Source organism: Clostridioides sp. ZZV14-6345 (assembly GCF_020657775.1).
GTDB classification, from domain to species: domain Bacteria; phylum Bacillota; class Clostridia; order Peptostreptococcales; family Peptostreptococcaceae; genus Clostridioides; species Clostridioides difficile_D.
Genome location: NZ_JAGWCX010000001.1, coordinates 1 through 25,087 on the forward strand (window position 1 = coordinate 1; position 25,087 = coordinate 25,087).

The 25,087-nt window shown below is 27.8% G+C and carries 16 protein-coding genes and 1 pseudogene; 2 read left to right on the forward strand and 15 right to left on the reverse strand.

All coding sequences use genetic code 11. The features are described 5' to 3' along the window. The 12 genes from KGF39_RS00005 to KGF39_RS00060 form a co-directional block, all read right to left on the reverse strand. On the reverse strand, window positions 1–6,360 hold a 6,360-nt coding region (locus tag KGF39_RS00005), incomplete at its 3' end, for a TcdA/TcdB pore-forming domain-containing protein (protein ID WP_227820708.1). Window positions 6,361–6,740: 380 nt separating this feature from the next. Next, on the reverse strand, window positions 6,741–6,956 hold the full coding sequence (locus KGF39_RS00010) for a BhlA/UviB family holin-like peptide (protein WP_227820709.1): 216 nt from the start codon (window positions 6,954–6,956) through the stop codon (window positions 6,741–6,743). An 821-nt stretch (window positions 6,957–7,777) separates the two neighbouring features. After that, the gene (locus KGF39_RS00015) at window positions 7,778–8,329 is read right to left on the reverse strand and encodes a sigma factor-like helix-turn-helix DNA-binding protein (protein WP_227820710.1); all 552 of its coding nucleotides are present in this window, start codon (window positions 8,327–8,329) and stop codon (window positions 7,778–7,780) included. A gap of 669 nt (window positions 8,330–8,998) precedes the next feature. Further along, window positions 8,999–9,361 (reverse strand): stage V sporulation protein AE, encoded by a 363-nt coding sequence (spoVAE, locus tag KGF39_RS00020; RefSeq protein WP_079739934.1) that lies wholly within the window; start codon window positions 9,359–9,361, stop codon window positions 8,999–9,001. Between the two features lie 12 nt (window positions 9,362–9,373). Then, a complete protein-coding gene (gene spoVAD, locus KGF39_RS00025; protein WP_107595560.1) occupies window positions 9,374–10,387 on the reverse strand; it encodes a stage V sporulation protein AD in 1,014 nt (337 codons plus the stop codon). 155 nt (window positions 10,388–10,542) lie between these two features. Continuing rightward, entirely contained in the window at window positions 10,543–10,980 is a 438-nt protein-coding gene (gene spoVAC / locus KGF39_RS00030; protein ID WP_003418420.1) for a stage V sporulation protein AC, read from the reverse strand. Between the two features lie 266 nt (window positions 10,981–11,246). Beyond that, a complete protein-coding gene (gene sigF / locus KGF39_RS00035; protein ID WP_003418417.1) occupies window positions 11,247–12,011 on the reverse strand; it encodes an RNA polymerase sporulation sigma factor SigF in 765 nt (254 codons plus the stop codon). Between the two features lie 22 nt (window positions 12,012–12,033). Beyond that, the gene (spoIIAB, locus tag KGF39_RS00040; RefSeq protein ID WP_003418415.1) at window positions 12,034–12,462 is read right to left on the reverse strand and encodes an anti-sigma F factor; all 429 of its coding nucleotides are present in this window, start codon (window positions 12,460–12,462) and stop codon (window positions 12,034–12,036) included. 13 nt (window positions 12,463–12,475) lie between these two features. After that, a complete protein-coding gene (gene spoIIAA, locus KGF39_RS00045; protein ID WP_003418414.1) occupies window positions 12,476–12,811 on the reverse strand; it encodes an anti-sigma F factor antagonist in 336 nt (111 codons plus the stop codon). Between the two features lie 86 nt (window positions 12,812–12,897). Beyond that, window positions 12,898–15,048: a molybdopterin-dependent oxidoreductase gene (locus KGF39_RS00050; RefSeq protein ID WP_227820711.1), complete on the reverse strand. Its 2,151-nt coding sequence runs from the start codon at window positions 15,046–15,048 to the stop codon at window positions 12,898–12,900. Window positions 15,049–15,258: 210 nt separating this feature from the next. Further along, window positions 15,259–16,872 carry a DEAD/DEAH box helicase gene (locus tag KGF39_RS00055; RefSeq protein WP_227820712.1) on the reverse strand — a complete coding sequence of 538 codons (1,614 nt, stop codon included), beginning with the start codon at window positions 16,870–16,872 and terminating at the stop codon, window positions 15,259–15,261. Between the two features lie 90 nt (window positions 16,873–16,962). Next, window positions 16,963–17,958: a calcium/sodium antiporter gene (locus tag KGF39_RS00060; protein ID WP_227820713.1), complete on the reverse strand. Its 996-nt coding sequence runs from the start codon at window positions 17,956–17,958 to the stop codon at window positions 16,963–16,965. A 359-nt stretch (window positions 17,959–18,317) separates the two neighbouring features. Between KGF39_RS00060 and pflB the strand changes: the two genes are divergently transcribed. Together pflB and pflA are read left to right on the forward strand one after the other, a co-directional pair. Further along, window positions 18,318–20,549: a formate C-acetyltransferase gene (pflB, locus tag KGF39_RS00065; RefSeq protein ID WP_107595556.1), complete on the forward strand. Its 2,232-nt coding sequence runs from the start codon at window positions 18,318–18,320 to the stop codon at window positions 20,547–20,549. Window positions 20,550–20,708: 159 nt separating this feature from the next. Then, complete coding sequence (pflA, locus tag KGF39_RS00070; protein WP_227820714.1) at window positions 20,709–21,443, forward strand: pyruvate formate-lyase-activating protein; 735 nt, start codon at window positions 20,709–20,711, stop codon at window positions 21,441–21,443. Here pflA and KGF39_RS19760 read toward each other — a convergent pair. From KGF39_RS19760 to KGF39_RS00085, 3 genes and pseudogenes are all read right to left on the reverse strand, one after another. Continuing rightward, window positions 21,435–21,626 (reverse strand): annotated as a pseudogene (locus tag KGF39_RS19760) (EAL domain-containing protein); the annotation flags it as partial. The gene pflA and the pseudogene KGF39_RS19760 sit on opposite strands and share 9 nt — an antisense overlap. A 364-nt stretch (window positions 21,627–21,990) precedes the next feature. Beyond that, complete coding sequence (locus tag KGF39_RS00080) at window positions 21,991–22,320, reverse strand: hypothetical protein (RefSeq protein ID WP_227820715.1); 330 nt, start codon at window positions 22,318–22,320, stop codon at window positions 21,991–21,993. Window positions 22,321–22,380: 60 nt separating this feature from the next. Next, window positions 22,381–25,011: a cell wall-binding repeat-containing protein gene (locus KGF39_RS00085; protein ID WP_227820716.1), complete on the reverse strand. Its 2,631-nt coding sequence runs from the start codon at window positions 25,009–25,011 to the stop codon at window positions 22,381–22,383. Between the last annotated feature and the right edge of the window lie 76 nt (window positions 25,012–25,087).

A 25,087-nucleotide genomic window follows, 5' to 3' on the forward strand; every position in this document is an offset into this window, starting at 1 on the left:
TCCAGTTACTGCAACAGCAGTATTAGGATTAAAGTAATACTTTTTACCATCAATTGTTTGCCATCCAGTAGCTGCAACAGCAGTATTAGGATTAAAGTAATATTTTTTACCATCAATTGTTTGCCATCCAGTTACTGCTTTTGAGTTATTATCAAAGTAATATTTTTTGCCATTTATAGTTAAAAATTTATTTTGGTAAACTATAGCTTGACCTTCTAGGTTATTATTATAAGTATTAGCAGGTGCAAAATATTCAAATCCATTAGAGCCACTAAATACACCTATTTTCATTATACAATCACTATCAAAATAAAAATGTTTACCATCAATAGTTTTATAACCAGTAAAAGCAATAGCTGTATCAGTATCAAAATAGTATCTACTACCATTAATAGTCTGCCAACCTTTTGAGATGATAGCAGTGTCAGGATTGAAATAATACTTATTGTTATCAATTACTTGTAATCCGACTACAGCAATGCTGGTACTAGGGCTAAAGTAGTATTTCTTACCATCAATAGTTTGCCATCCAGTTACTGCTTTTGAACTAGAGTTGAAATAGTGTAGATTTCCATTAAAAGTTAAGAATTTATTTTGATAATTTATAGCTTGACCTTCTGTGTTACTAGCCGTATTAGCAGGAGCAAAATACTCAAATCCGTTTGGTCCTTTAAATACACCTATCTTCATTACACCATCACTACCAAAATAATTGTGTCTACCACTAATGGTTTTATAACCAGTATAAGCTGCACCGCTATTGATATCAAAATAATATTTTTTACCACTTATAGTTTTCCATCCAGTTACTAAGTTAGATTCTATAGGATCAAAGTAGAATAATGAATTATTTATATTGATTAATCCTTTAACCAATTTACTAACTTCATTATAGTAATAAGTTTTATTACCTATTGTTTTAAACCCTAAATGGTCTCTATCTAATTCATTTTCAGAATTAAATGATTTAAAATTACTCATTATATATTCTAAAGATAAGTCTTTAATATCTTTAAAATCTATACTCATTTTATTAAATGACTGAACGTTAGATAAAATATCTTTAAGTCTTATTTTTTGTAATATTTTTTTATTACTTTCTTCTAAATATCTAGATAAAATAAAGTCACATCCTTCTGTAGACCATTCATACTCAAAAGAAGAACTATCCAAATTTATATTTACTTTTTTGTGGAATGTATTAGGGTTAAGAACTATAATCTCAGGGTAGTAATCATTTGAATAATAATTAGTTTTAATATTTATTAAACTTGTATATAAATTAGGGGCAATCAATATTTTATTGATGTATCTATCTATTCCATATAGAGGTTCATAAGAAAAATCTAGTGAAGTAGATATATCTTCACCTGTATCAATATTGTATATAGGTTCTACTACAAGGTTTTTACCATTTCCACTAAATATAGAGCTTTTAGATGCTGCTGTTTTCCATTGCCCAAAATATATGTCTATATTTTTATTATTGTCACAAATAAATTCTACATATCCAAGATTAGTTTTTCCATTAAGAACAAAGTATTTATCAACTACAAAGTTTATATTCTTAACTCCAAATAATTTCCAGAACTGTATCTTATCCAAAAATAAGTTCATAAAATTAGAAGTATTGTAGTTTCCATCTGAATTTTTTACAAAATCAAGGAAAGATAAGTATACAGATTCATCTAAATATAATCCATTTACTTTTACTTTATTTTTACCTATTAAGGAAATAGAGAACTCTATACTTTTATCAGTATTATTATCAACATAGTATTTTCCTGTTATAGTATTAATATCATCTTTTATAAATACATTTATATTCTCTGCAACAAAGTCTTTACTATTAAACTCTAGTGTACTGCCATTATAAGATTCTAATATATTTTTATTGTCTTTTTTATAATGTATTATGCTTTTTTGGCTTGTTCTAGATATAGCTCCAAAATATTTATTATTAGATTCATCAGTGTAATTGTACGCTATATTCTTAACATCTAGACCTAGAATATTAATTTTCTCAATAGTATTAGATAAATTAGATATCAAATAATCTTTATCTCCAGACAATAATAAACTATAAGATTTTGCAACAAGGTTTACTTCTATCATTAAGCTAATTTTATCGTCTAACTCACAAGTCAAGAATATATATCTCTCTTTATTGTCTATATCCCCTGAAAAATCTATTGTTTGATTACCTATAATAAGTTTATTTTTATTTATATCAATTTTACTTAAAATATCTTTTCTTAAGTTTCCTTTTTTAATAATTCCATTTTCTATAGATATTTCTCTTACTTCATTATCAATATTAAATATCCATAAATCATCTTTAGATAAATTTATATTCGTTGATATTGGATATGAAGATAATAATAAAGAGTAAGTTCCTCCTGCTCCCTCAAATGAATAAGATAATTTGTTTCTAATTTCGTCAGTAGTTATAGTTGGCATTATGAAGTTTCTAGTATCTTTATCTAATTTAATTTTAACATTTGTATCTTCATACACTGGTTTTAATGTAGTTATTGCAAAATCGAAAAATGCATAGAATCTCCAGTAAAATTTGCCTGGATTTAAATCTCTTATTGAATCAAGTAATTTAGTTCCATTATTTTCTAATGACCTTAAACCTGGAACTGCTCCAGTTTCCCACCAAAATAATCTTGAAGGAGCATTAGGTAACATCATTAATTTTTTTGAAAAATCTAAATTTTCTGTTTGCATACCTATTGCAGAATAAACTGATAATGGAGGAATATAAGAATTTATATATGGAGATGAGAAAAAGTGGTCTATATTACCAGTTACTGTGTGTCCTGAGCCACCCTCCATTGATAATATATTACATGTTCCTAATTTTATTGCATTAGTATTAAAATCTACTTCTGATATTACTAAATCATCAATAGGAACTAAAATTTTATCATCTTCTGTTTTAAAAGGACCATATTTTTTAGATTCAGCCAAATGGTTAAAATAGTTTACTACTGAAGTTGCCTTATCATGTAATATTAATTCATTATTAACTAATGAAGGTATTCCTGCAGATATACCAGCTATAGGTAATAAGAAAATAGTAAATTCAGCACCTATTCCAATAATTGAAGATATTGTTGCAGCAATAGATAGTGACATATTTACTGCCAAAACACCTACCTTAGCCTCTAGCTCTTTTTTTAGCAATGGGTCATGTTCGTCTAATAATTCCTTAATTGCTGCACCTAGGTTTACTCCATCTAATATAGTAGATACAATAGGTATCCCCTCTGTTATAGTAGGTAGTACATTTATAGTCTCATTTACTGCATTTGATATTAAGTTTAATAATTGGATAGAGTCATATATAGTGTTTAACCCTGTACTAAATAGTTGAGCATAGAGTTGAACCTTAACTGAAGTACTTAAACCATTTAATACATCTTTATTACTACTATAATCTATTAATGATTGAATAAAAAATGCTGCATTTAATGTATTAACTTGAGATACATGGTCTAATTCTACATTATATATTAAATTACCATTAACATCTGCAACTATACTATTTTTTATAGTACTTATCTCTTTTGTAATATGCTCGCTATATTCTGAAAAAATTTCTTTTTCTGTCTGTACATAAACTGATTCACCATTACTTTTGTTAATAAATCTTACAGAGTAAGTTGAATTATTTTTTGAGATATCTTCAAAAGATACTAAATACCTATCATCTAAATTATTTAATTTTTTTAATTCATGTAATTCATCAGATACATTTTCAAGTAGATTGAACTCATTTATTAAATCATCTATAGAGTTGTGAATTATATTTCTAACAGGTTCTAATTTTTCATAATAAATATGATCTCCAATAGAGGACTCAACATCAAGTTTAAGATTACTTAAGATAGATTTCACATCAGGATTAATACTTGTATCAAGTAACAATGTTTTTATATCCTCTGATATTGATGCTAATTTTGGAATATTTTTAGATTTTGCTTTTAGTTTATTATCTATCGGATCTAGGAAGATATATTCTTTACTAGATAAATCCCTCATAATAGCTTCCTCTTTATTTACCCATTTACCTGAATGAGCCAGTAGTTCTTTCCTTCCCTTGCTATTAATCCTTACTTCATATTGATTTGCTCCTATAGTAATAGAATCTTTATTTACACTAGGTAAAGTGGAAGTAATTTTGTCCATGATTCTTAATAGTAATTTGCCAGGATAAGTTTCTCCAATATTAACATCATAACTAAACATATTACATCCAAGCAGGTTTACTTCTACACTTTTAGGCGATATATCTAATTTTATGATATCTAAAAATGAACTTATCTCATTAGAAAGTGAATCCACACTTAATTTAGCAAATTCGTTTGTGTTAAATTCGTCTTTACCATGTCCAATAAAGGTTACTTTTATTTTTTCCTTATTTTTTAACCTTTCAGGTATTCTATATTTATTTAATTCTAAAATAGATTTTCCATCACCACTTAAAAAGTAACTTTTTGCACTTTCATTCATATTTCGTTGTATTATAATGCTATTTTCAGGATTTTTAGAAAATAGATTACATGCTGATTCGTAACTTATATCATCTCCTTGTAGTTGTATGATATAGTGAACATAATTTTTACTTCCAGTTTCTTTTATATTATTTGATGGAATTTTATCATTTAATAAATAGCTTTTGTTAATAATAGTATTTTTATTAAAATCTATTCCACTATCTTCAGAAAGAGAGCCTTGAGTATAATCTCTTACATATTTCTCAAATTCATATTTTACATCTGCATGCTTAAGTCTCCATAAACTATCTGTTTCCTGTTCTGTAAGTTGGGATATACTATCTGCTGGGAATTTAAATTCCATTATGCCTGGTTTTAATACACCTGCTTCTACAGTGTTTTCTTGGAATTCCATAAAATCATAGTAAGCTGTTACGTAAGCTCCTGGACCACTTAAACTTATTGTAGAGGTAGCACCTGGCATAAAACCTACTTCTAAATATCTTGATATTTTATTTAAAAATGTATAGTTTTTTTGAAGCTCTGAATTAGCTAATGACTTATTGAAAATTGTATTCGTCTCAGAGAAGTTAGTGCCAGATTCTATAGCTGGGTTAAGGTGTTTATTTAAAATTTGATATCTGTTTTTTATTTGTTCTATTACTAGGTTGGTAAGATATGAATCTTTTTTTGATATCAATCCTTGATTTATAACACTGCTGAAAACGAAAGTTGCTTTAAGGTCAATATCAGATAAATTTAAATTTCCTAACTTGGAAAATATCTCTGATTTTTCACTTTTACTTTCTATAATGATTTTAAATTTATCTTTTAATTGTTGATCAAGTTTATCAAAATTTGCTGATGTATAATTATTTATATATTTCTTATACTTCATAATAGCCTCTAATTTTATCTGTTCCCAAGTGTCTGATGCTATAGAATCAGGTCTAGATATTGTCTGAAATAAATCAGATTGTATACCTGGAAGCATATCAACATCTAAATATACTCCTCCAAATTTCTTTAAGACTAATAATCTTACTACATCAGATGCTGCAGCTAGATTTCCATGATTTAACAATTCCTGATTATAAATACTTAATAACTCTTGTTCTGTAAACAAGTTATTAGATCTGATATCTATCCCATTGTTACTATTTATTTTTTTCAAAGAATTTGTTCTATAGGATTCTAGTACACCTGCGTCTTTACTATATTCATCTACTAGATGAGACTTTATAATATCATCTATTGTAGGTACTGTAGGTTTATTGATTTCAGATTTATAATAAGCTATGAATCTCTTTTGTCTATCATATATAAATTCCATTCTTTTTTGGTAAAATAGCATATAATCAAATTGAGGATCTTGAATATCTTTTTCTAATAACTGTAATGATTCAATGGTAGAAGACTCAACTATAGCCTTTTTTAGTGTATTAACTAAAAATGCTTCGCCATCATACCATAGTTTAGTACTATATTCTGCATTAATATCAGTCCATTGCTTTATATATTCAAGAGCAACATCACTGACTTCTCCTCCTATCCATACAAAATGTAAATTCTTTTCTACAGGACTTGTATTTGAATTTTTAATGAGGATTACTTCCTCTGATATATCTTCTTTTAAATCAGAGAGTGCTTTATTTCTACTTGAATTCTCATATTTCTTCATGAAAACATCAATTGATTCACTTAATTTTTTTAATTGTAGATATTTTTCCTCACTATTGTTTGTAACTAACTTATTATATTCATCTAAATTGTTTAATATAGTTTTATACTCATCTTCTTTTGCTTTAACGCTAAATGCTAGTAGTATTAACTCTGTTCTAGATATTAAAGGCATAAGAACCTCCTCGTATTATTATTTTTGATAAAGTAAAGTATATCATTTGGCTTTATATTGTTAAAATTTTCACATCTCCAAATAATAACTCATTAATTAAATAAAGTATCCATGTTTTAAGCCTACTTTAAATTGATTTTCTTGTTTTAAACTTTGAAAATAAATCTTATACACTTCTTGTGTTGATGCTAATTTCAAAATATCACTTTCTGTTATAACAACTCCTTTCTATTTAAAAAAATAAATTAATATTAATTTTTTATGATTTAAGTTTTCATATTTAACTCACTTCCTAACATTTTAATCTAAAGACACTCAACTAGTTAATTGACTCTTCTATTATATAAAGAGGTTATCTTATAGAAATCTGTAAACCTATTTTATATTTTTTTAATATTTTTTATTTCTTTATATATTTTTTCTGTAACTTTTAATCTATCAGTTAAATCCTTTATTAAAATTTGATAATTATTTTCTCTATTGCTTTGCCTTTCATCAAATATTTTTTGTGTTTTTATTATATAAAAAATTAAAAAAATACTTAAAACAGACCATATACCTTGCGTTGATGCTAATTTCAAAATCTCACCTTCCATTATAACAACTCCTTTTTATTTCCTTAAAATCTCTGTTTTTTCTAAATAAGCATTAAGATACATTATATTTCCATAATATTCTATAAATTAAAACTTTTCTTTAGAATGTTTTTTTAATTAACTAACTTTTTTCAATAGTGTCTCAAAACAAATAAAAATTCTTGTAAATCATTTACTGAATTACTTTTTGATAAAATAATTAATTCATAAAAGGACTTTTCATATAATCACCTCTCTTATAGTTATAATGATGACTTTTTTTGAATTTTGACAACATGTATTAGAAATTAAGCATTATAATTGTAAAAAATATAAAATAAAATTATTTAAAAATACATTAATTTAAATGATTTAAAAGACAATTTTGTTTAATTCATATGTTATAAGTATTAAAATATTCTGTTACTGTAAAAACATAAAAAAGGTGAACTACTGTGGACTCATTGTAGCTCACCTTTTTATTGGTAAATCTCCTTACTAGATAGAACACTTTATAAAAATATATTCATATCAAGCCTTTTATAATTTAAGTTTTCATATCTATTCACTTGCCAATATTTTAATTTGAAGATATTTGGTTAGTTAACTTGCTCTTCCATTAAATAAAAACGTACTTTGATACAAGTATGTAAATCTAATTTAGGTTTTTATATATATCTTCTATATCATTTTAGTCTATTGGTTAAATTAACTATTAAAATTTGGTATTTATTCTCTCTATTATTTTATATATTTCAAAATATTTTTTTGCTTTTATCCTATAAAAAATTTTTAAATGTAATACAAACTTTGTGTTAATGTTAGTTTCAAAAATTCTTTATCTATACATTTAAATATTTTTTATAATCATTTTTTATTTTTTTAAAGGCTCTATTTTTAGCCTTATTAACAGCTTGTCTTGATATCTTTAATTTCATAGATATTTCTTTGTCAGAATAGCCTTTTAGATATTTATAAAAAATAACTTTCCTTTGAATGCCAAATAATTCTTTAAAAATGTATTCATAGAAACAAATACTTTCTTCAAAACAACATTTATCTAACTGAATATTAATATTCAATATATTTTCATCAAATTCTACAAATTTAAATTTTGTTTTAGAATATTTTTTAGACAACTCAAAGGTTTTATTAAGCAATGATTTATGAATATATTTGACTATTACACCGTCATTTTTCATATTAAATTTTTCTAAATCCATTTTTTTTAGTAGTTCAATAAAAAATATTATTAAATCTGTATTCCCTTCTTCATAATGTAAAAATTTACTAAGTTTTTTCAGTAATGGCTCAAAAGTAAATAAAATTTCTTGTAAATCCTCTACTGAATTTCTTCTTGATGAAATAATTAGTTCATAAAAAGATTTTTTCATATAATCACCCCTCTCGCACTTATTTAAGGATGATTTTTTTTGAATTTTGACAACATATATTCAAAATTAGTTATTACATTTGTAAAATAGGAATAATATCTTGCAAAAAATATAAAAATTAAAATATTTGAAAATACATTAATTTAAAAGTTTATTTTGAAATACATTATTAAACTAATAAATAAGTCATATGAGAATAGTAATGAGATTATATGAAAACAATAAATAAATTATATATGAATAATAAAGATATTATATGAAAATAATTATTTTTTAAAAACACTACAAAAGTAAAATTTTTATTGATGTAGTATAAAAGGTTTATATTATGTAAATATATGAAAACTATTATTTTTCTTGATTTTCAATTTTTATTGTAAATGGTGAATTGTTATGAATAGATATATTATTATTTGATAATGATACTAGTTTTTAAATAGAGTAAAAAAATAGGATAAACAATGTATTGTTAAATGAAGAATTTGAGATGGATACCACAGAAGAAAGAATAAGAGATTGTATTAAAATTTAAGGTATTAATTAAAAAAGAAATAATAAAAAATAGCATCTAAAAATCTAAAAATGGAGTTGAACTTAAAATTTGATTAGAAAAAATCAAATTTGAGCCAACTCCATTTTATAAAAATTTATTATTCTATTAAGTTATATTTATGGTTTTGCTTTTGGAGTAAATACTACTGACATAAGATAGCCAAAAAATATAGCTGCGGCTATTCCACCAGCTGTAGCAGTTGTACCTCCTAGAAAAATACCTAAAAATCCATCACTTTGAATTGACTTTATTACCCCTTTAGCAAGTGAATAACCAAATCCTATTATAGGAACTGTTGCACCTGCTGATGCAAACTTAACTAATGGCTCGTAAAGACCTAGAAAAGTTAAAACTACACCAGTTGTTACATATGTTACCATAACATATGGAGTTTGCATTTTAAAATAATCCATCATTACTTGGGCTATTAAACATATAATTCCACCTACAATAAATACTCTTACATAGTCCATTAACATATATATCACTTCCTACTCGTTTACTATTACTACTGCATGTGCAACACATGGTATTGTCTGCTTTTGTAGTGTACTTGTTGGTGAAAGTAGTGCTCCTGTTGATACAAGCATTACTTTGTTAAATTCTTTTTTTCTCAACTTCTCATATATATATCCTGCAAATACTGTAGCTGAACATCCACATCCACTTCCACCACAATGGACATCTTGTTCTTTAAGATTAAACATTTCTATACCACAGTCAGTATAACATTTTGATATATCTACGCCCTTTTCTTTTAAAAAGTCTTCTGTTATCTGCTTTCCAAGAGTACCTAAATCTCCAGTAGCAATTATATCAAAGCTATTTGGGTCATCATTCGTGTCTTCAAAATAAGAATATATGGTATCTATTGCTGCTGGAGCCATAGCTGGTCCCATATTATTACCATCATCAATACCTTTATCTATTACTTTACCAACTGTAACATACTTCACCTTTGGACCTTCTCCATTAGAAGCTAATAATACACTTCCTGCTCCTGTAACTGTCCATTGAGCTGTCATTGGCTTTTGATTTCCAAGTTCTAGTGGAAATCTAAACTGTCTTTCTGCTGTACAATAATGGCTTGATGTACCTGATAGTACTAAATCTGCAAAACCACCATCTATAAGCATAGAACCTATACAAAGACCTTCTGCCATTGTAGAACAAGCTCCATATATACCTAAAAATGGAATGGCTAATTCTCTTGCTGCAAATGATGCTGGTACTATTTGATTTATTAAATCTCCACCTAGCATATAATTTACATCTGTCAGTTTCTTTCCTGCCTTTTGTATAGCTTTTTGAGATGCAGTTTCTACCATTTTACTTTCAGCTAATTCCCAAGTTTTTTCACCATATAAATCGTCAGTCATAATCATATCAAAATAATCCTTTAGTGGCCCTTCACCTTCCTTAGGACCAACTATAGTTCCAGTTGATATTATTGTTGGTTTATTTTCTAACTTGACTGTTCTTTTTCCAATTCTTTTATTTTTCATATTTTCACACCTTTTTAATTTTGCATTTTACTATTTAATTTTTTAATATTAATTAAAATCTGCATGTTTATTGTCTAATTAACTACTTTCATAGTTATTCTTTACCTTTTATAGCTTCTTTGTAATTAATAAAATTTAAATTAAATAATACTCCTCTAAAACATCTTAAAAATATAATAAATAATTCCACATAAAATAGAAGAGCCTATACCATAAACTAAAACTGGCCCTGCAATTTTAAATAAGTTTGCACCTACACCTAACACATAACCTTCTCTTTTATACTCCATTGCTGGAGATACTATAGAGTTAGCAAAACCTGTTATTGGAATTATAGAACCAGCTCCAGCTCTTTTTCCTATTAGGTCATAAACTCCTAGCCCAGTTAAAAATGCCCCTATAAATATTAGTGTTATTGATGTTGCAGAACTAGCACCTAATTTATCAAGACCTCCTACTTTCATGTATAAATCATTTATTGCTTGCCCTATCATACAAATAATTCCACCTACAATAAATGCAAGTGTATAGTTTTTTAAATATGTAGGTTTTGGGCTTATTTGGTCTACATATTTTTTATAATTTTTATCCATACTAAACACCTCTCTAAAGTATTATTTGTTAATTTTAAAAAAATAAACCTATTATTTATTTTGACTGTTTAAAGTTTTGTCAAAAAATAAAAAAGATGCCTGATAAAGAAAAAATTTATTTTCTCATAAAGACACCTTATTTTTATTATTTTTTATTAATAATTTAAAAACTTAACATAAAAAGTTATTACAACTTATTTTAGTAATACCTTTATTATTTTTTGTTATTCTACACATCCTTGTTATTCTACATATCATAAGTACTCTCATGATATATATTCTTTTAACTTAGACAACACTTTTTTCTCTATCCTAGATACTTGAACCTGTGATATATTAAGCATTTCTCCTATTTCACTTTGAGTCATATCTTCAAAGTATCTGAGAACTATTATTTGGCGTTCTCTCTTATCTAATCTTCCAAGTATGTCTTTTAACAATATATTATCCACTACTTTTTCTTCTTCACTTTCTCCTTTCATGCTTATTTTATCAATAAGACATATTGGAGAACCTTCCTCTTCATGAATAACTCCTTGCAAATACTCAACGTTGAAATTAGCTTCCATAGCCATTACTAAATCTTCTTTTTCTACATCTATTGCTTTAGCTAATTCTTCTATACTCGGTTCTCTACCTAATTTTTTGGTTAAAGCTTCACTTTCCATCTTTGCCTTTACAGCTATTTGCTTTAAAGACCTTGATACTTTTATCATACCATCATCTCTTAAGTATCTCTTTATTTCACCTAAAATCATTGGTACTGCATAAGTAGAGAATTTTACATTAAATTTTGGGTCAAATTTATATATTGATTTTATTAAGCCTATAGAACCTAACTGAAATAAATCTTCTCTATCATATCCTATATTTAAAAATCTAGATACAACGCTCCTAACTAGACCTAAATTGCTTGATATTAATATTTCTTTTGCCTCTTCATCTCCATTTTGAACTTTTTCAATAAGTTCTAGAGTCTCTTCATGACTAAGAAGAGGTTTTTTTTCTTCTCTGGCAACAGTTACTTCCATAATAAAACCTCACTTTTGGACTTTATTTAGGCACATTTATTTTTTTAGTCATTTCAATTCTAGTCCCATTATCTTTTACAGAACTTACCTCTACATCGTCCATAAAGCTTTTCATTACTGTGAATCCCATTCCTGATCTATCAAGTTCTGGTTTTGATGTATAAAGTGGTTCCATTGCCTTCTCCACATTTTCTATTCCATACCCTTCATCTTCAACTATAATCTTTATAGTATTTCCTTCTATCTCACATCTTAAGAAAACAAACTTAGAACTGTCCTCTTCATATCCATGTATTATAGCATTTGTAACAGCCTCAGAGACAGCAGTTTTTATATCTACTAATTCATCTACTGTTGGGTCTAACTTAGCTGCAAAGGATGCTACTATAACTCTTGCTAAACTTTCATTTTCAGATATTGCCGAAAATTTAACTTCCATAATATTATTCATCACATACTCCTCCCTACAAAGAACTTAGAGCTTCTTCATACGTATCATAAATGCCAATAATTTTATTTAACCCAGATAAATCAAAAATCTTCTTAACTCGTGAACTTATATTAATTACTGAAACTCGTCCCCCTTCATTAGAAATCTTTTTATATCTACCTATGATGACACCTATACCTGAAGAATCCATAAAATTAATATTTTCAAAATTAAATACAACATTTTTAACTTGATTTACACTTAATAAGTTATCTATTTCTTCCCTTATTTCATTGGCTACATGGTGGTCTAGTTCTGAGCACATAAATTCTATGTATAGATTCTTATGTTCTAAGGAATAATTTACCATCAAAATCCCTCCTTCAATAGTTTTGTAAAAATAGTAACTTTTAATCAATTCTATAATTGTATTTCTATTCCTTCAATGAAATTTAACTAGTTTTGTCGTATTATTTCTACCATGCTTTCATTATATGTTACCTGACCACCAAAATCTGATATACCAGTATCTGTCAAACTATTAGGATTCCCATGTTTCTTCCACCAACCAACATACATTTTTACTATATAATTACCTACTCCATCATCTATACTTATTTGTACATTTAATTTTGATTTTTTTGACCTTAACATCACAATATCTTTATCCTTAATACCTATTTTTTTAGCCATGCTTTGATTTATATATGCTTGAGCTATAGATTCTTTATCCATAAAATGTTGGCTAAATAAAGTATCTGCATGATGATTAGTTAATAATCTAAAAGAAATATTTTCATTTTTCTCTTCTATTTTTTTAGGTTTATTACTTATATATACTGGTGTTGGACTTATTCCCAAATTTTTTATCCTTTCTGAATAAAGCTCGTATTTTCCAGATGGAGTCTCAAACTTCTTATCCTCCCAAGCAACAGGATTATGTATAGTAAAATAACTATTTTTAAGTTTTTCTATATCTATGTTTTTATCAAAATGTTTAAGTGGTTCAATCACTTTCTCTAGATATTCTTTCTTCTCTACAAATGGATAATTTTTTATTCCCATCTTTTTAGCTAGTTCCATAAAGAAGTAATATTCATCCATCAATTTATGTGCTGGCTTTACTGCTCTTTCATTATAGGTTATATATGGATTAGCCATTGAGCTATAAATTATATCTTCACTCTCTAGTGTATTTGTACAAGGTATAAACAGGTCACATAAAGTAGCTGTATCAGTCATAAACAAATCAAAACATACTTTAAATTCAATTTTTGAAAACACCCTCTCCAATTCTACTAAATCTGGCAGTTGATTCAGCATATTACTTTTAGTTATCACAGCCATCTTTATAGGAATATTATCTTTGATTGACTTATTAGATAAATTATACAATTCATTTGATATATAATCTGTTTTATTTGATGTTGTATCAAGTTCATCTGATACATGATTCACTTTATTTAATGCCCTATTAAGTTCATCTGATACATAATTTATTTTATTTGATGTATTTTTTAAAGATTCTTCTATAAATTTACTGATATTACTTACATAAAACTCCCTATCTTCACCATATGATTGGCTATTGTAAGGGTCAGAATTTATAACACTTGGATAAACTTTATTAGCATAGTTTACCCCTCCACCACTAAATCCGATTTGACCAGTTATAGCTCCTAAAGCATCTATAGCTCTTATTGTATTTCCACCATTTTTATATTTTTGAAGCCCATATCCAATGTTTATACTCGAATATTTGTTAGTATATAAAGCAACTAATTCTCTTATATCATTCTCTTTAACACCACATTCATCAATTAAAAAACTTAATTCCAATGAACATAAATATTTTTTATACTCTTCAAAACCAATAACATATGAGTTTATATATTCTTCATCATATAATTTATCTTCTACTATAATTTTTGCCATAGCTATAGCTAAAGCCCCATCTGTTCCAGGATTTACCTGTATGTATTTATCTGCTATTTGAGCTGTTTTTGTATATATAGGGTCAACCACTACTATCTTTATACCTTTTTCTTTAGCTTTTTTAATTATTTGCATAGTATGAATTGTAGTATATGCTGGATTTTTTCCCCACACAAATATGCTTTTACTATTTAACATATCTTCTATAGAATGACCCTTAGCTACTCCAAAATCATACTTTTGAGCATGCATCCCTGCACTCCAACATGGACCACCCTTATGTCTGCTAACACCTCCGTAAAAATTAAAAAATATATCTCCTATGTATTTTAATACAGACCCACTTCCATATTGGTCATAATGCATGACAGACTTTGATGTATACTTTTCTTTATAGTATGTAAGTTTTTCTGCCATTATTTCTAGAGCCTTATCAAAAGAAATCTCTTTCCATACTCCATCAACTTTAAGCATAGGAGTCTTTATCCTATCCTTATGATTTAATCTATCTAAATGAGCCATCCCTTTTTTGCATATAAAACCTTTTGTGTAAGGATGATTTTTATCCCCTTCAATTTTTATTACATTATTTCCTTTAGTATAAACATTAAATTTACAACAATCATAGCAATCTAATGTACATCCATGACTTAATTTTTTTATTATATCCATAAAATATCCTTCTTTCTATTTTCTTACCTTATTAAAAATTAATATATATACCATAATTTATTAAATTTTATATATTCAAAACTACAGTATATAAAACAAGAAAAGCCTTATGCTGTTAACTCTTACAGATTATCTACTATCTGTTTTGTAAACACATCAGGCTTTTTAAATATCCAATATACTATTTTATATATTTTTGTATACTATACATTATTTTTTCTTTTTATTTGCTTTTTCTATATTAATCTTATTACCTTTTATCTTAATGTCTTTCATCTTTTCAATTACTGTTTTTGCATCTTTTTTAGGTATTTCAACAAAAGTATATTTATCATATATATCTATAGTACCTACTACTTTACCTGGTATTCCAACTTCTCCAGCTATAGCACCAACTATATCTTTGGCTTGTACTCTTTGATTTCTACCAATATTGATAAACAATCTAATCATACCATCTTTAGCTCCAGTTCCACCTTTTCTATCTCCATATTCTCTTCTAGGTCTTTCTTCTATTATTTCTTCCTTCATTTCTTCACCTAGAGATAGCTTCACAAGTGCAGCAGCTATATCAACCATTGCATAGTCTTCTTCATTACAGAAACTTTCTAACCATTGTAATTGTTTAGTTAAATGTCCTTCTTCTATAGTTTGTTTAACTTGTGCAAAGAAAGTACCTACTTTTTTCTCTTCAACATCAGTTATTGTTGGTATATTATGCTTTATTAATTTAGATTTAGTATATCTTTCTATATCTTTCATCTTTCTCATTTCTTTTCCAAATACAAAAGTAAATGACATACCTTCTCTACCAGCACGACCAGTTCTACCAATTCTATGAACATAATACTCTTCATCTTGTGGTAAATCATAATTGAATACACATTCAACATCATCAACATCTATACCTCTAGCTGCAACATCAGTAGCAACAAGTATATCTATTGTACCATTTCTAAACTTATCCATTACTATATCTCTTTGAGTCTGCTTTAAATCACCATGTAATGCATCTGCAAAATATCCTCTTGCTTGTAAATCTCCTACCAATTCATCTGCTTTTCTCTTAGTATTACAGAAAACAACAGATAATTTAGGGTCATACACATCAACTAATCTACATAATACTTCTAATTTATTTGATGACCTAGTTTCTATATAGTATTGTTTTGTATTTGAAACTGTAAGTTCTTTTCTAACAACTTTTATATGTTCTGGGTCTTTTTGATATCTCTTAGTCAATTCTAAAATTCCTCTTGGCATAGTAGCTGAAAAGAAAGTTGTTTGTCTTTCTTCTGGAATCTTACTTAAAATCATCTCTATATCTTCTCTAAATCCCATATCTAGCATTTCATCTGCTTCGTCTAATATAATCATTTTTACATTATCCATTTTTAATGTTTTACGATTTATATGGTCTATTGTACGTCCAGGTGTACCTATTACAACTTGCACACCACTCTTTAGAGATTTTATTTGTCTATCTATTGGTTGACCACCATATATAGGTAATGTCTTTATTCCGTACGAATACTTAGCTAGTTTTCTTATTTCTGTTGATACTTGTATTGCAAGCTCTCTTGTTGGACAAAGTACTACAGCTTGTAAACTTCTATTATTTGGGTCTATTGTTTCTAGTATAGGTATACTAAAAGCGGCTGTTTTTCCCGTACCAGTTTGAGCTTGGCCTATAACGTCTTTACCTGACAAAATCGCAGGTATAGACTGTGCTTGTATAGGAGATGGTTCTTCAAACCCCATTTCAGCTATCGCTTTTTTTATTCCCTCACTTATTGGTAAATCTTCAAACTTTGTTATATTCATATATTATTCCTCTCCGTTATCAATTAATCTTAACCTATCCATTATACACTTTTTTAGGATATTCTGCAATTAATATTTTAAACAGTTTAGTTAAATAATATACATAAAATACAAAATTGATATGTACAGAAAATATGTGAATAACATCAATATTCCTTGTATTCTGCTAAGTCTATTCGATTTAAGTGTTGGTATTATTACTATTAATAGCAACAATATCATAAATGGTATATCTAGTTGTCTATTTTGAGATAGTATTGGTATGTTATTTGGTATTGCTGATATAGCTATTACTGACACTATATTTAATATGTTTGCACCCAAAATATTCCCTACTGATATTTCATGATGATTTTTTCTTATAGCAGTAATTGATGAAACTATTTCTGGCAGAGAAGTTCCAAGTGCTATTATAGTCAAACTTACTATACCTTGAGGTATATTTAAAAAGCTAGCTATTCTCACTCCACTCTCTATAAGGATTTGTGAGCCTATTATCATCATTATCAAACCTGTAGCAAAAAGTAATAGTATTTTCACAATTTCTACTACAGAAAAACCTCTATAATTTTTACCTTTTTTAGTAGATATATCTTTAATAGCGTCATTTTTGATATTTCTATTTTTAGTATTGGATTTCCCAACGACACTTCTATAATTATTAACCATATAAAAGATTAATATTATTATAAGTAATAATGAATCCCCTCTTGTTATAACTCCATCTAAACTCAATAAAATTAAAACTATAACAGACACTATTAATAGTAAGGACTTAGAAAAAAACATTTTTTTATCTACATTAAATGGACTTAGAAAAACAACCAACCCTAATGCTAATCCTGTATTACATATTATAGAACCAACTGCATTTCCTAAACTCATAGTAGTGTGCCCATCAATAGAAGCAAGCAAAGACACTGTAAATTCAGGTAATGTTGTCGCAAAACTAACTATAGTTGCTCCAAGTATAATTTCTGATATATTCGTTTTTCTCCCTATCTCTACAGTACAATTTATAAAGATATCTGCGCCTTTAGTAATTAATAGAAAACCTACTAAAAATAATATCACTGTGATAAACAATATATCACCTCCCCCTATTAAATAAATATTCAATTTGTAAAGATGTATGCTTTTTCTTTTTTCTATAATAAGATTTATTTATTCTAAACCCAAAATAAAGAAATACATTCCTATTAATTAGTTATTTATTTGTTTCATTTCATTTATATATGGGTATAATTTCATCACATTATTAACATATAATTTGTTTTACACTTTAAAACGACAATTTTTTATTTTTTGTGTATACAGGATACGAATAATATGTTATTATTATATTAGAAAATATATTTTTAAAAAAATATATAAAATAAATTAAGTATATAAAAATTAATTTTAATAGTATTATTTATCATTTAAATCTAAGGAGGAAACACTTAATGAATGCATGGCAAGGATTTAAAACAGGAAGATGGACTAAAGAAATAAACGTTAGAGAATTTATACAATTAAACTATTCTCCATATGAAGGAAATGACTCTTTCTTAGCTGGTGCTACTGAAAACACTAAAAAATTATGGGACAAAGCAATGGTCTTATTTAAAAAAGAAAGAGAAAATGGTGGTACTTTAGATGTTGATACAAAAACTGTTTCTGGAATAGCTGCATATGCTCCAGGATATTTAGATAAAGGATTAGAAACAATAGTTGGGTTACAAACGGATGCCCCTTTAAAAAGAGCTGTTATGCCATATGGTGGTATCAAGATGGTTGAGAATTCATGCGAAGCTTTTGGATATGAATTAGACCCAGAAATAAAAGATATATTTACTAAATACAGAAAAACACACAACCAAGGAGTTTTTGATGTTTATACTCCAGAAATGAGAGCTGCTAGAAAATCAGGTATAATAACAGGTCTTCCAGATGCTTATGGTAGAGGAAGAATAATTGGTGACTACAGAAGAGTTGCTCTATATGGTGTTGATGCTTTAATAGAAGATAAAAATGAGCAAAAGAAATCATTAGAAGTTTCTTGCATGGATGAAGAAGTTATCAGATTAAGAGAAGAAATAACTGAGCAAATATCAGCTTTAAATGAACTTAAAAAGATGGCCAAGTCTTATGGATTTGATATATCAAAACCAGCAACTAACTCAAAAGAAGCTGTACAATGGTTATACTTTGGTTATTTAGGTGCTGTTAAAGACCAAAATGGTGCTGCTATGTCTTTAGGTAGAACATCTACTTTCTTAGATATATACTTTGAAAGAGATTTAAAAGCTGGAATCGTAACAGAAGAAGAATTACAAGAGTATATGGACCATTTTGTTATGAAATTAAGAATGGTTAAATTCCTAAGAACTCCTGATTACAATAACCTATTCTCTGGAGACCCAACTTGGGTAACTGAGTGCATAGGAGGTATGGGAATAGATGGTAGAACATTAGTTACTAAAAACTCATTTAGAATGTTAAATACTCTATATACATTAGGACCTTCTCCAGAACCAAACTTAACAGTTCTATGGTCAACTAAACTACCTCAAGGATTCAAAGATTTCTGTTCTAAAGTATCTATAGATACAAGTTCAGTACAGTATGAAAATGATGACTTAATGAGAGCATACTGGGGAGATGACTATGGTATAGCTTGTTGTGTATCTGCAATGAGAATTGGTAAACAAATGCAGTTCTTCGGAGCTAGAGTTAACTTAGCTAAAACTTTATTATACGCTATAAATGGTGGTGTAGATGAAAAATCTGGTGTTCAGGTTGGACCAAGATTTGAACCTATAACTTCTGAGTACTTAGATTATGATGAAGTTATGAGTAAATTTGAACCATTCACTGATTGGTTAGCAACATTATATGTAAATACTTTAAATGTAATACATTATATGCACGATAAATATTCTTATGAAGCATTAGAAATGGCATTACATGATAGAGATATATTTAGAACTATGGCTTGTGGTATGGCTGGATTATCAGTTTGTGCAGACTCATTATCTGCTATAAAACATGCTAAGGTTAAAACTATTAGAAATGAACAAGGAATAGCTGTTGATTTTGAAATAGAAGGAGATTATCCAAAATACGGAAACAATGATGATAGAGTTGACAGTATAGCTGTAGAGTTAGTTGAAAGCTTTATGAATAAAATAAGAAAGAATAAAACTTATAGAAATTCTTATCCAACTCAATCTATACTTACAATAACTTCAAATGTTGTTTATGGTAAGAAAACTGGTAATACACCAGATGGTAGAAGAGCTGGTGCTCCATTTGCTCCTGGTGCTAACCCAATGCATGGTAGAGACACTAATGGTGCTTTAGCTTCATTATCTTCAGTTGCTAAATTACCATATGAGCATGCTCAAGATGGTATATCTAATACTTTCTCTATAGTACCTGCTGCTTTAGGAAAAGATATGACTGAAAGAATAAATAATCTTTCTGCAATGATGGATGGATACTTCTCTCAAAATGCTCATCACTTAAATGTAAATGTATTTGATAGAGCTACTTTAGAAGATGCTATGGAACATCCAGAAGAATATCCACAATTAACTATAAGAGTATCTGGATATGCTGTTAACTTCATAAAATTAACTAAAGAACAACAATTAGATGTTATAAACAGAACATTCCACGGTAAAATGGCTTAGTCTTTAAATTTTTATACTTTAACTAAGATTACTACTGTGTAGAAAATAAAAATAAAAGGCTATCTTATATTTGAATTATTTCTGGTATAAGATGGCCTTTTTTAGAGAAATATTATAACTATTAATAAGGTTATTAAAATATATTGTGAGGTGAACTCTATGATTAAGGGAAAGATACATTCCATAGAAACTTTTGGTACTGTAGATGGACCAGGAATAAGATATATATTATTTTTTCAGGGGTGTCCTCTTAGATGCAAATACTGTCATAACAGGGATACATGGGATATTAAATCAGGAAAAGAATATACAGTTGATGAAATAATAACGGATGCTCTTAAGTATACTTCTTTTATGAAGTTTTCTGGTGGAGGTATAACTGCCTCTGGTGGAGAGTCTACTCTTCAGCCAGAATTTTTAAGTGAATTATTTAAAAAGGCAAAAGAAAATGATATACACACTTGCTTAGATACATCTGGATTTGTAGATATAGAAACTATAGACCCAGTTTTAGACAATACTGATTTGGTTTTGCTTGATTTAAAACATATGGTTGAAGAAAAATCTATTGATTTGACTGGTGTTGGTATGGATAAAGCGTTAAAACTTGCTAGACACTTAGAATCAAGAAATATTCCTGTATGGATAAGACATGTTTTAGTTCCTGGCTTTACTGATGATGTAGATAATTTAGAAAAACTAGGTCAATTTGTAGCTACATTAAAAAATGTTGAAAGATTTGAATTACTACCATACCATTCTATGGGAATACACAAATGGGAAAATCTAGGTATTGATTATGAACTAAAATATGTTCCTGATGCCACTAAGGAAGATGTTAAACAAGCTAGTGAAATAATCTCTAAATTTGGAGTAAAAGTATATAATAGTTAGTTTATAAAATTCAGAGGCATTTACAGGTCTTCCAAATAAAAATCCTTGAATAATATCTACACCTAGACTTTTTACTATATCATATTCTTCATAAGACTCTATGCCCTCAACACAAACTTTTAAATTAATAATATGAGCTAATTTAATAATATACTCGAGGAAAGTATATTCACAACTATTATATCTGAAACTCCCACGCCTAAAGGTGTGGGGTTCTTAGGTACTACATGAATTTCTACAATACTCTCAGTTATAATAAATCATAACCTACAACATATTATCACTAATCATATTCCCTAAGACTTTTATTAACAAAGTATCTGTCGACACCATTAACGTTAATATTAGGCTCGTTTCTCAACCTATATAGTTTTTATATCCCCATACTAGATATTAAATTTATAACCATTTAATTTTAATTCTTTTAACCTATCTATATTATTAACATTAGGAGCTAACTCCAATAACTTAACATCACATTTACTAGATATAGCTATAGTTTGAGTTCCAATATCTATACCTACATTACCTAAACCAATTTGTCCTTTTATTTCTTAAATATTCTACAATACTTTATTTTATCTTGAATTGCTCTTTGAGCATAGTTGTCATTATTCTTTATTATTACTAAATTATGAAGTGAATACTCTGTTAAATTATATTTCTTATTAATATCATTAAATATTCTACTTCTATCTTTACCCTTATATTTACAATTTGCTTGATGCTCCTTAGATTCTATCATGTGGTTATATCTTTTAAATAGCTCTGATAAACATGAATTATATACTTTTCTATACTTATTAAAAGTATTATATATAATATCTTCTTGAAACTTTTCTGTTTTTAATTGTAATGTTAATATATAATTTGACATAGTGTTCACCTCACTTTTTAATATCTTGTTTTCTGGTTTTCTATATATATTTAGATTATACTATTTTACTAATTTCTTTATCTCATCAAACACATCTTCATTTCCATTTCCTCCTACCTTAGTTATCTTATCAAATTTCTTACTCTTAACTAAGTTTTTTTGAGATTCATCAAGTGATTTTTCTACAATCATTACTGGTGATTTATTTTTACCTGCTAAAACACCTACTGTTAAAGCATCTATTAAATCATTTTCTCTTAGGATTCCATTTTTTGTTACATAAAGATTTCTTAATTCTTTATCTTTATAAAACTCTTCTATTACTTTTGAATTTGTTTTATTTCTATCTTCTCCGCCTATTCTCTTTGGATTTGGAAATTGTTTTTCTATAGATTTTGGCAAAGAAGTTTCTCCTCCTATAATATAAGATTTTGATATTTCTTCATCATCTATAAATTTTTTAATAGGAGTTATGTCATTTTTTATATTTGTAAGAATTATTGGAGCTTTATTTTGTGCTGAAATACCACCAACACTTATAGCATCTGCTAGTCCAGCCTCTCCATTAGCTACAAATACTTTTTCTAAATCTACTATTTTATCTATTTCTTTAGCAATTCTTAGAGAAGTTGAATATCTATCTACTCCACCTATTCTTATAATAGTAAAACCTTTTAATTTTAATTCTTTTTCTAAATCAGAGCTTATTGTATTTTCTCCACCCATTATATAAATATTTTTTGCTTTTAATCTTTTTATCTCTTCTTCTGTATTTACATTTAATTTATCCTTTTCAGTTAATAAAATAGGTGCATTTTTAATATATGAAAATGGAGTTGCTGATAAGGCATCTGGGATTGATGTACTATTTACTAGTATTACATTTTCAGCTGACTCAAAACCTCTTTTACTTATTCTTGTAGCAGTTTCATATCTGTCATTACCTGTTAAATTTTCTACTGATGGGCTAGTTGTATCAGTGGATGAACCACCACTTCCACCACTACTACTTCCACCACTGTTTCCATTGTTATTTCCACCTGAATTGTTATTACCACCTTGATTATCAGGTATCTTTTCCCACTGAGCATAAAGTACTATATTATCATCAACATTAAGAGTATCACTTCCATCTCCTTTATATGAAATCCCACTCCCATCTTGTTTTGTATTCCATCCTATAAATTTATATCCATCTCTATTAAGATTTCCTGTATTTCCTTTTACAGTTGCACTAGTATTCTTGTCAAGTAGTTCATCTTCTGGTACATCACCTTGTCCACCATTATTATCGTATTTAACTCTACATTTGTCTGTCCAAAATGCATAAAGAGTCGTGTTTTTATCTTTTATATTAAACTTCTCTCCATCTTTATATCTGCTACCTGTACCATCTGCTTTTGTGCTCCAGTAGAAATTTCCACTTTTACCAGCAGGTGCTACTAAACCATTGTCTCCAAGTACAGTAACTTCATCGCCCTCTCCATATGTATTATTGTCTACTGGAGCTGTTCCAGTACTTCCATTTTTATCATATGTTACTCTACACTGCTCTTTCCATTGTGCATATAAAGTTGTGTTTTTTGTAAGATTAAATTTATCCCCATCTTTGTATGAAATACCTTTACCATCATTTTTTGTGTTCCATCCCTTAAATATTGCCCCAGATTTAGATGGTATCTGACTTGTAACAGTTACTTCAGTACCTTTTTTATGTTTTTCTTCTGGTATAGTTCCTGAGCCTCCATTTAAGTTATAATCTAATTTATATCCCCATTGCGCATATATTGTATTCCCTGCGATATTTGGCGGAATAGGGTCACCTTCTTTGAAAGACGTTCCACTTCCATCTTCTTTTGTATTCCACCCTATAAATTCTTCATCACCATTAACAAGTCCACCTTGACCTGGAAATTTATTGTCTTCTCCCGGCTTTGGTAAGTCTGGAGTTGTACCTGCTCCTCCATTTCCATCCAATTGTAAATCATACTCCCATTGTGCATAAAGATTTATATTAAGATCACTAAATTGTGTTAAATTAACATTAAAATCCGAATTTAATTCATATGATTTTCCTGTACCATCAGCTTTTGTATTCCATCTTACAAGTTTATAATTTGTTTTTTTAAGATTACCTTCATTCCCCTTAATTGTTAGCTTCTCATTATTATTATACTTTTTTGAATCTAATGGTACACTACCTGAATCATTCCCATTTCCATAGTAATTCACTTGTATAAAATTTGGGAACCAAGCGGCATACAAAGTTATATCATTTGTAATATCAGTTGAAATTATAACCGTCCCATCTGCATATGGGCTAGTGGTACTAGATAGATGATCACTTGAAAGACTCCACCCTCCAGCATGGTAATTTGGTCTTATAAGATTTGTACTTACTGCTAACATAGAGTTGTCAATATCATCAATGTCATATACTTGTGGACCACTTATTACTGCACCAGGTGCAATAGTTCCAGAAGAATAATCTGCTTTGTTTATTGTTCCACCAGTAGCTCCATTTTCGTCATAAGTTATTGTAATATAATGAGCTCGTCTCAAAGTTTTCCCCTGAATTGACTTATTAAACGTTTTAATTAAATAATTCTCAGCAAAAACACTTGAATAGTTTAAAGGAATTATAGCAAGTGCAAGTATACATGTTGTTAATTTTTTTAAATTTTTATTCATTAAGTCCCTCCTATTCATTTTTACAAAAATTAAACATTTTTTAATAAATAATAAGATTTTATTAAAGTAAAGAAAT

What these genes read in the sequence shown, in the direction of transcription:
- KGF39_RS00010 (WP_227820709.1), bottom strand. Translation starts at nt 6,956, where the DNA reads ATGGAAGGTGAGATTTTGAAATTAGCATCAACGCAAGGTATATGGTCT.
- KGF39_RS00015 (WP_227820710.1), bottom strand. Translation starts at nt 8,329, where the DNA reads ATGAAAAAATCTTTTTATGAACTAATTATTTCATCAAGAAGAAATTCA.
- spoVAE (WP_079739934.1), bottom strand. Translation starts at nt 9,361, where the DNA reads ATGTTAATGGACTATGTAAGAGTATTTATTGTAGGTGGAATTATATGT.
- spoVAD (WP_107595560.1), bottom strand. Translation starts at nt 10,387, where the DNA reads ATGAAAAATAAAAGAATTGGAAAAAGAACAGTCAAGTTAGAAAATAAA.
- spoVAC (WP_003418420.1), bottom strand. Translation starts at nt 10,980, where the DNA reads ATGGATAAAAATTATAAAAAATATGTAGACCAAATAAGCCCAAAACCT.
- sigF (WP_003418417.1), bottom strand. Translation starts at nt 12,011, where the DNA reads ATGGAAGTAACTGTTGCCAGAGAAGAAAAAAAACCTCTTCTTAGTCAT.
- spoIIAB (WP_003418415.1), bottom strand. Translation starts at nt 12,462, where the DNA reads ATGAATAATATTATGGAAGTTAAATTTTCGGCAATATCTGAAAATGAA.
- spoIIAA (WP_003418414.1), bottom strand. Translation starts at nt 12,811, where the DNA reads ATGGTAAATTATTCCTTAGAACATAAGAATCTATACATAGAATTTATG.
- KGF39_RS00050 (WP_227820711.1), bottom strand. Translation starts at nt 15,048, where the DNA reads ATGGATATAATAAAAAAATTAAGTCATGGATGTACATTAGATTGCTAT.
- KGF39_RS00055 (WP_227820712.1), bottom strand. Translation starts at nt 16,872, where the DNA reads ATGAATATAACAAAGTTTGAAGATTTACCAATAAGTGAGGGAATAAAA.
- pflB (WP_107595556.1), top strand. Translation starts at nt 18,318, where the DNA reads ATGAATGCATGGCAAGGATTTAAAACAGGAAGATGGACTAAAGAAATA.
- pflA (WP_227820714.1), top strand. Translation starts at nt 20,709, where the DNA reads ATGATTAAGGGAAAGATACATTCCATAGAAACTTTTGGTACTGTAGAT.
- KGF39_RS00080 (WP_227820715.1), bottom strand. Translation starts at nt 22,320, where the DNA reads ATGTCAAATTATATATTAACATTACAATTAAAAACAGAAAAGTTTCAA.
- KGF39_RS00085 (WP_227820716.1), bottom strand. Translation starts at nt 25,011, where the DNA reads ATGAATAAAAATTTAAAAAAATTAACAACATGTATACTTGCACTTGCT.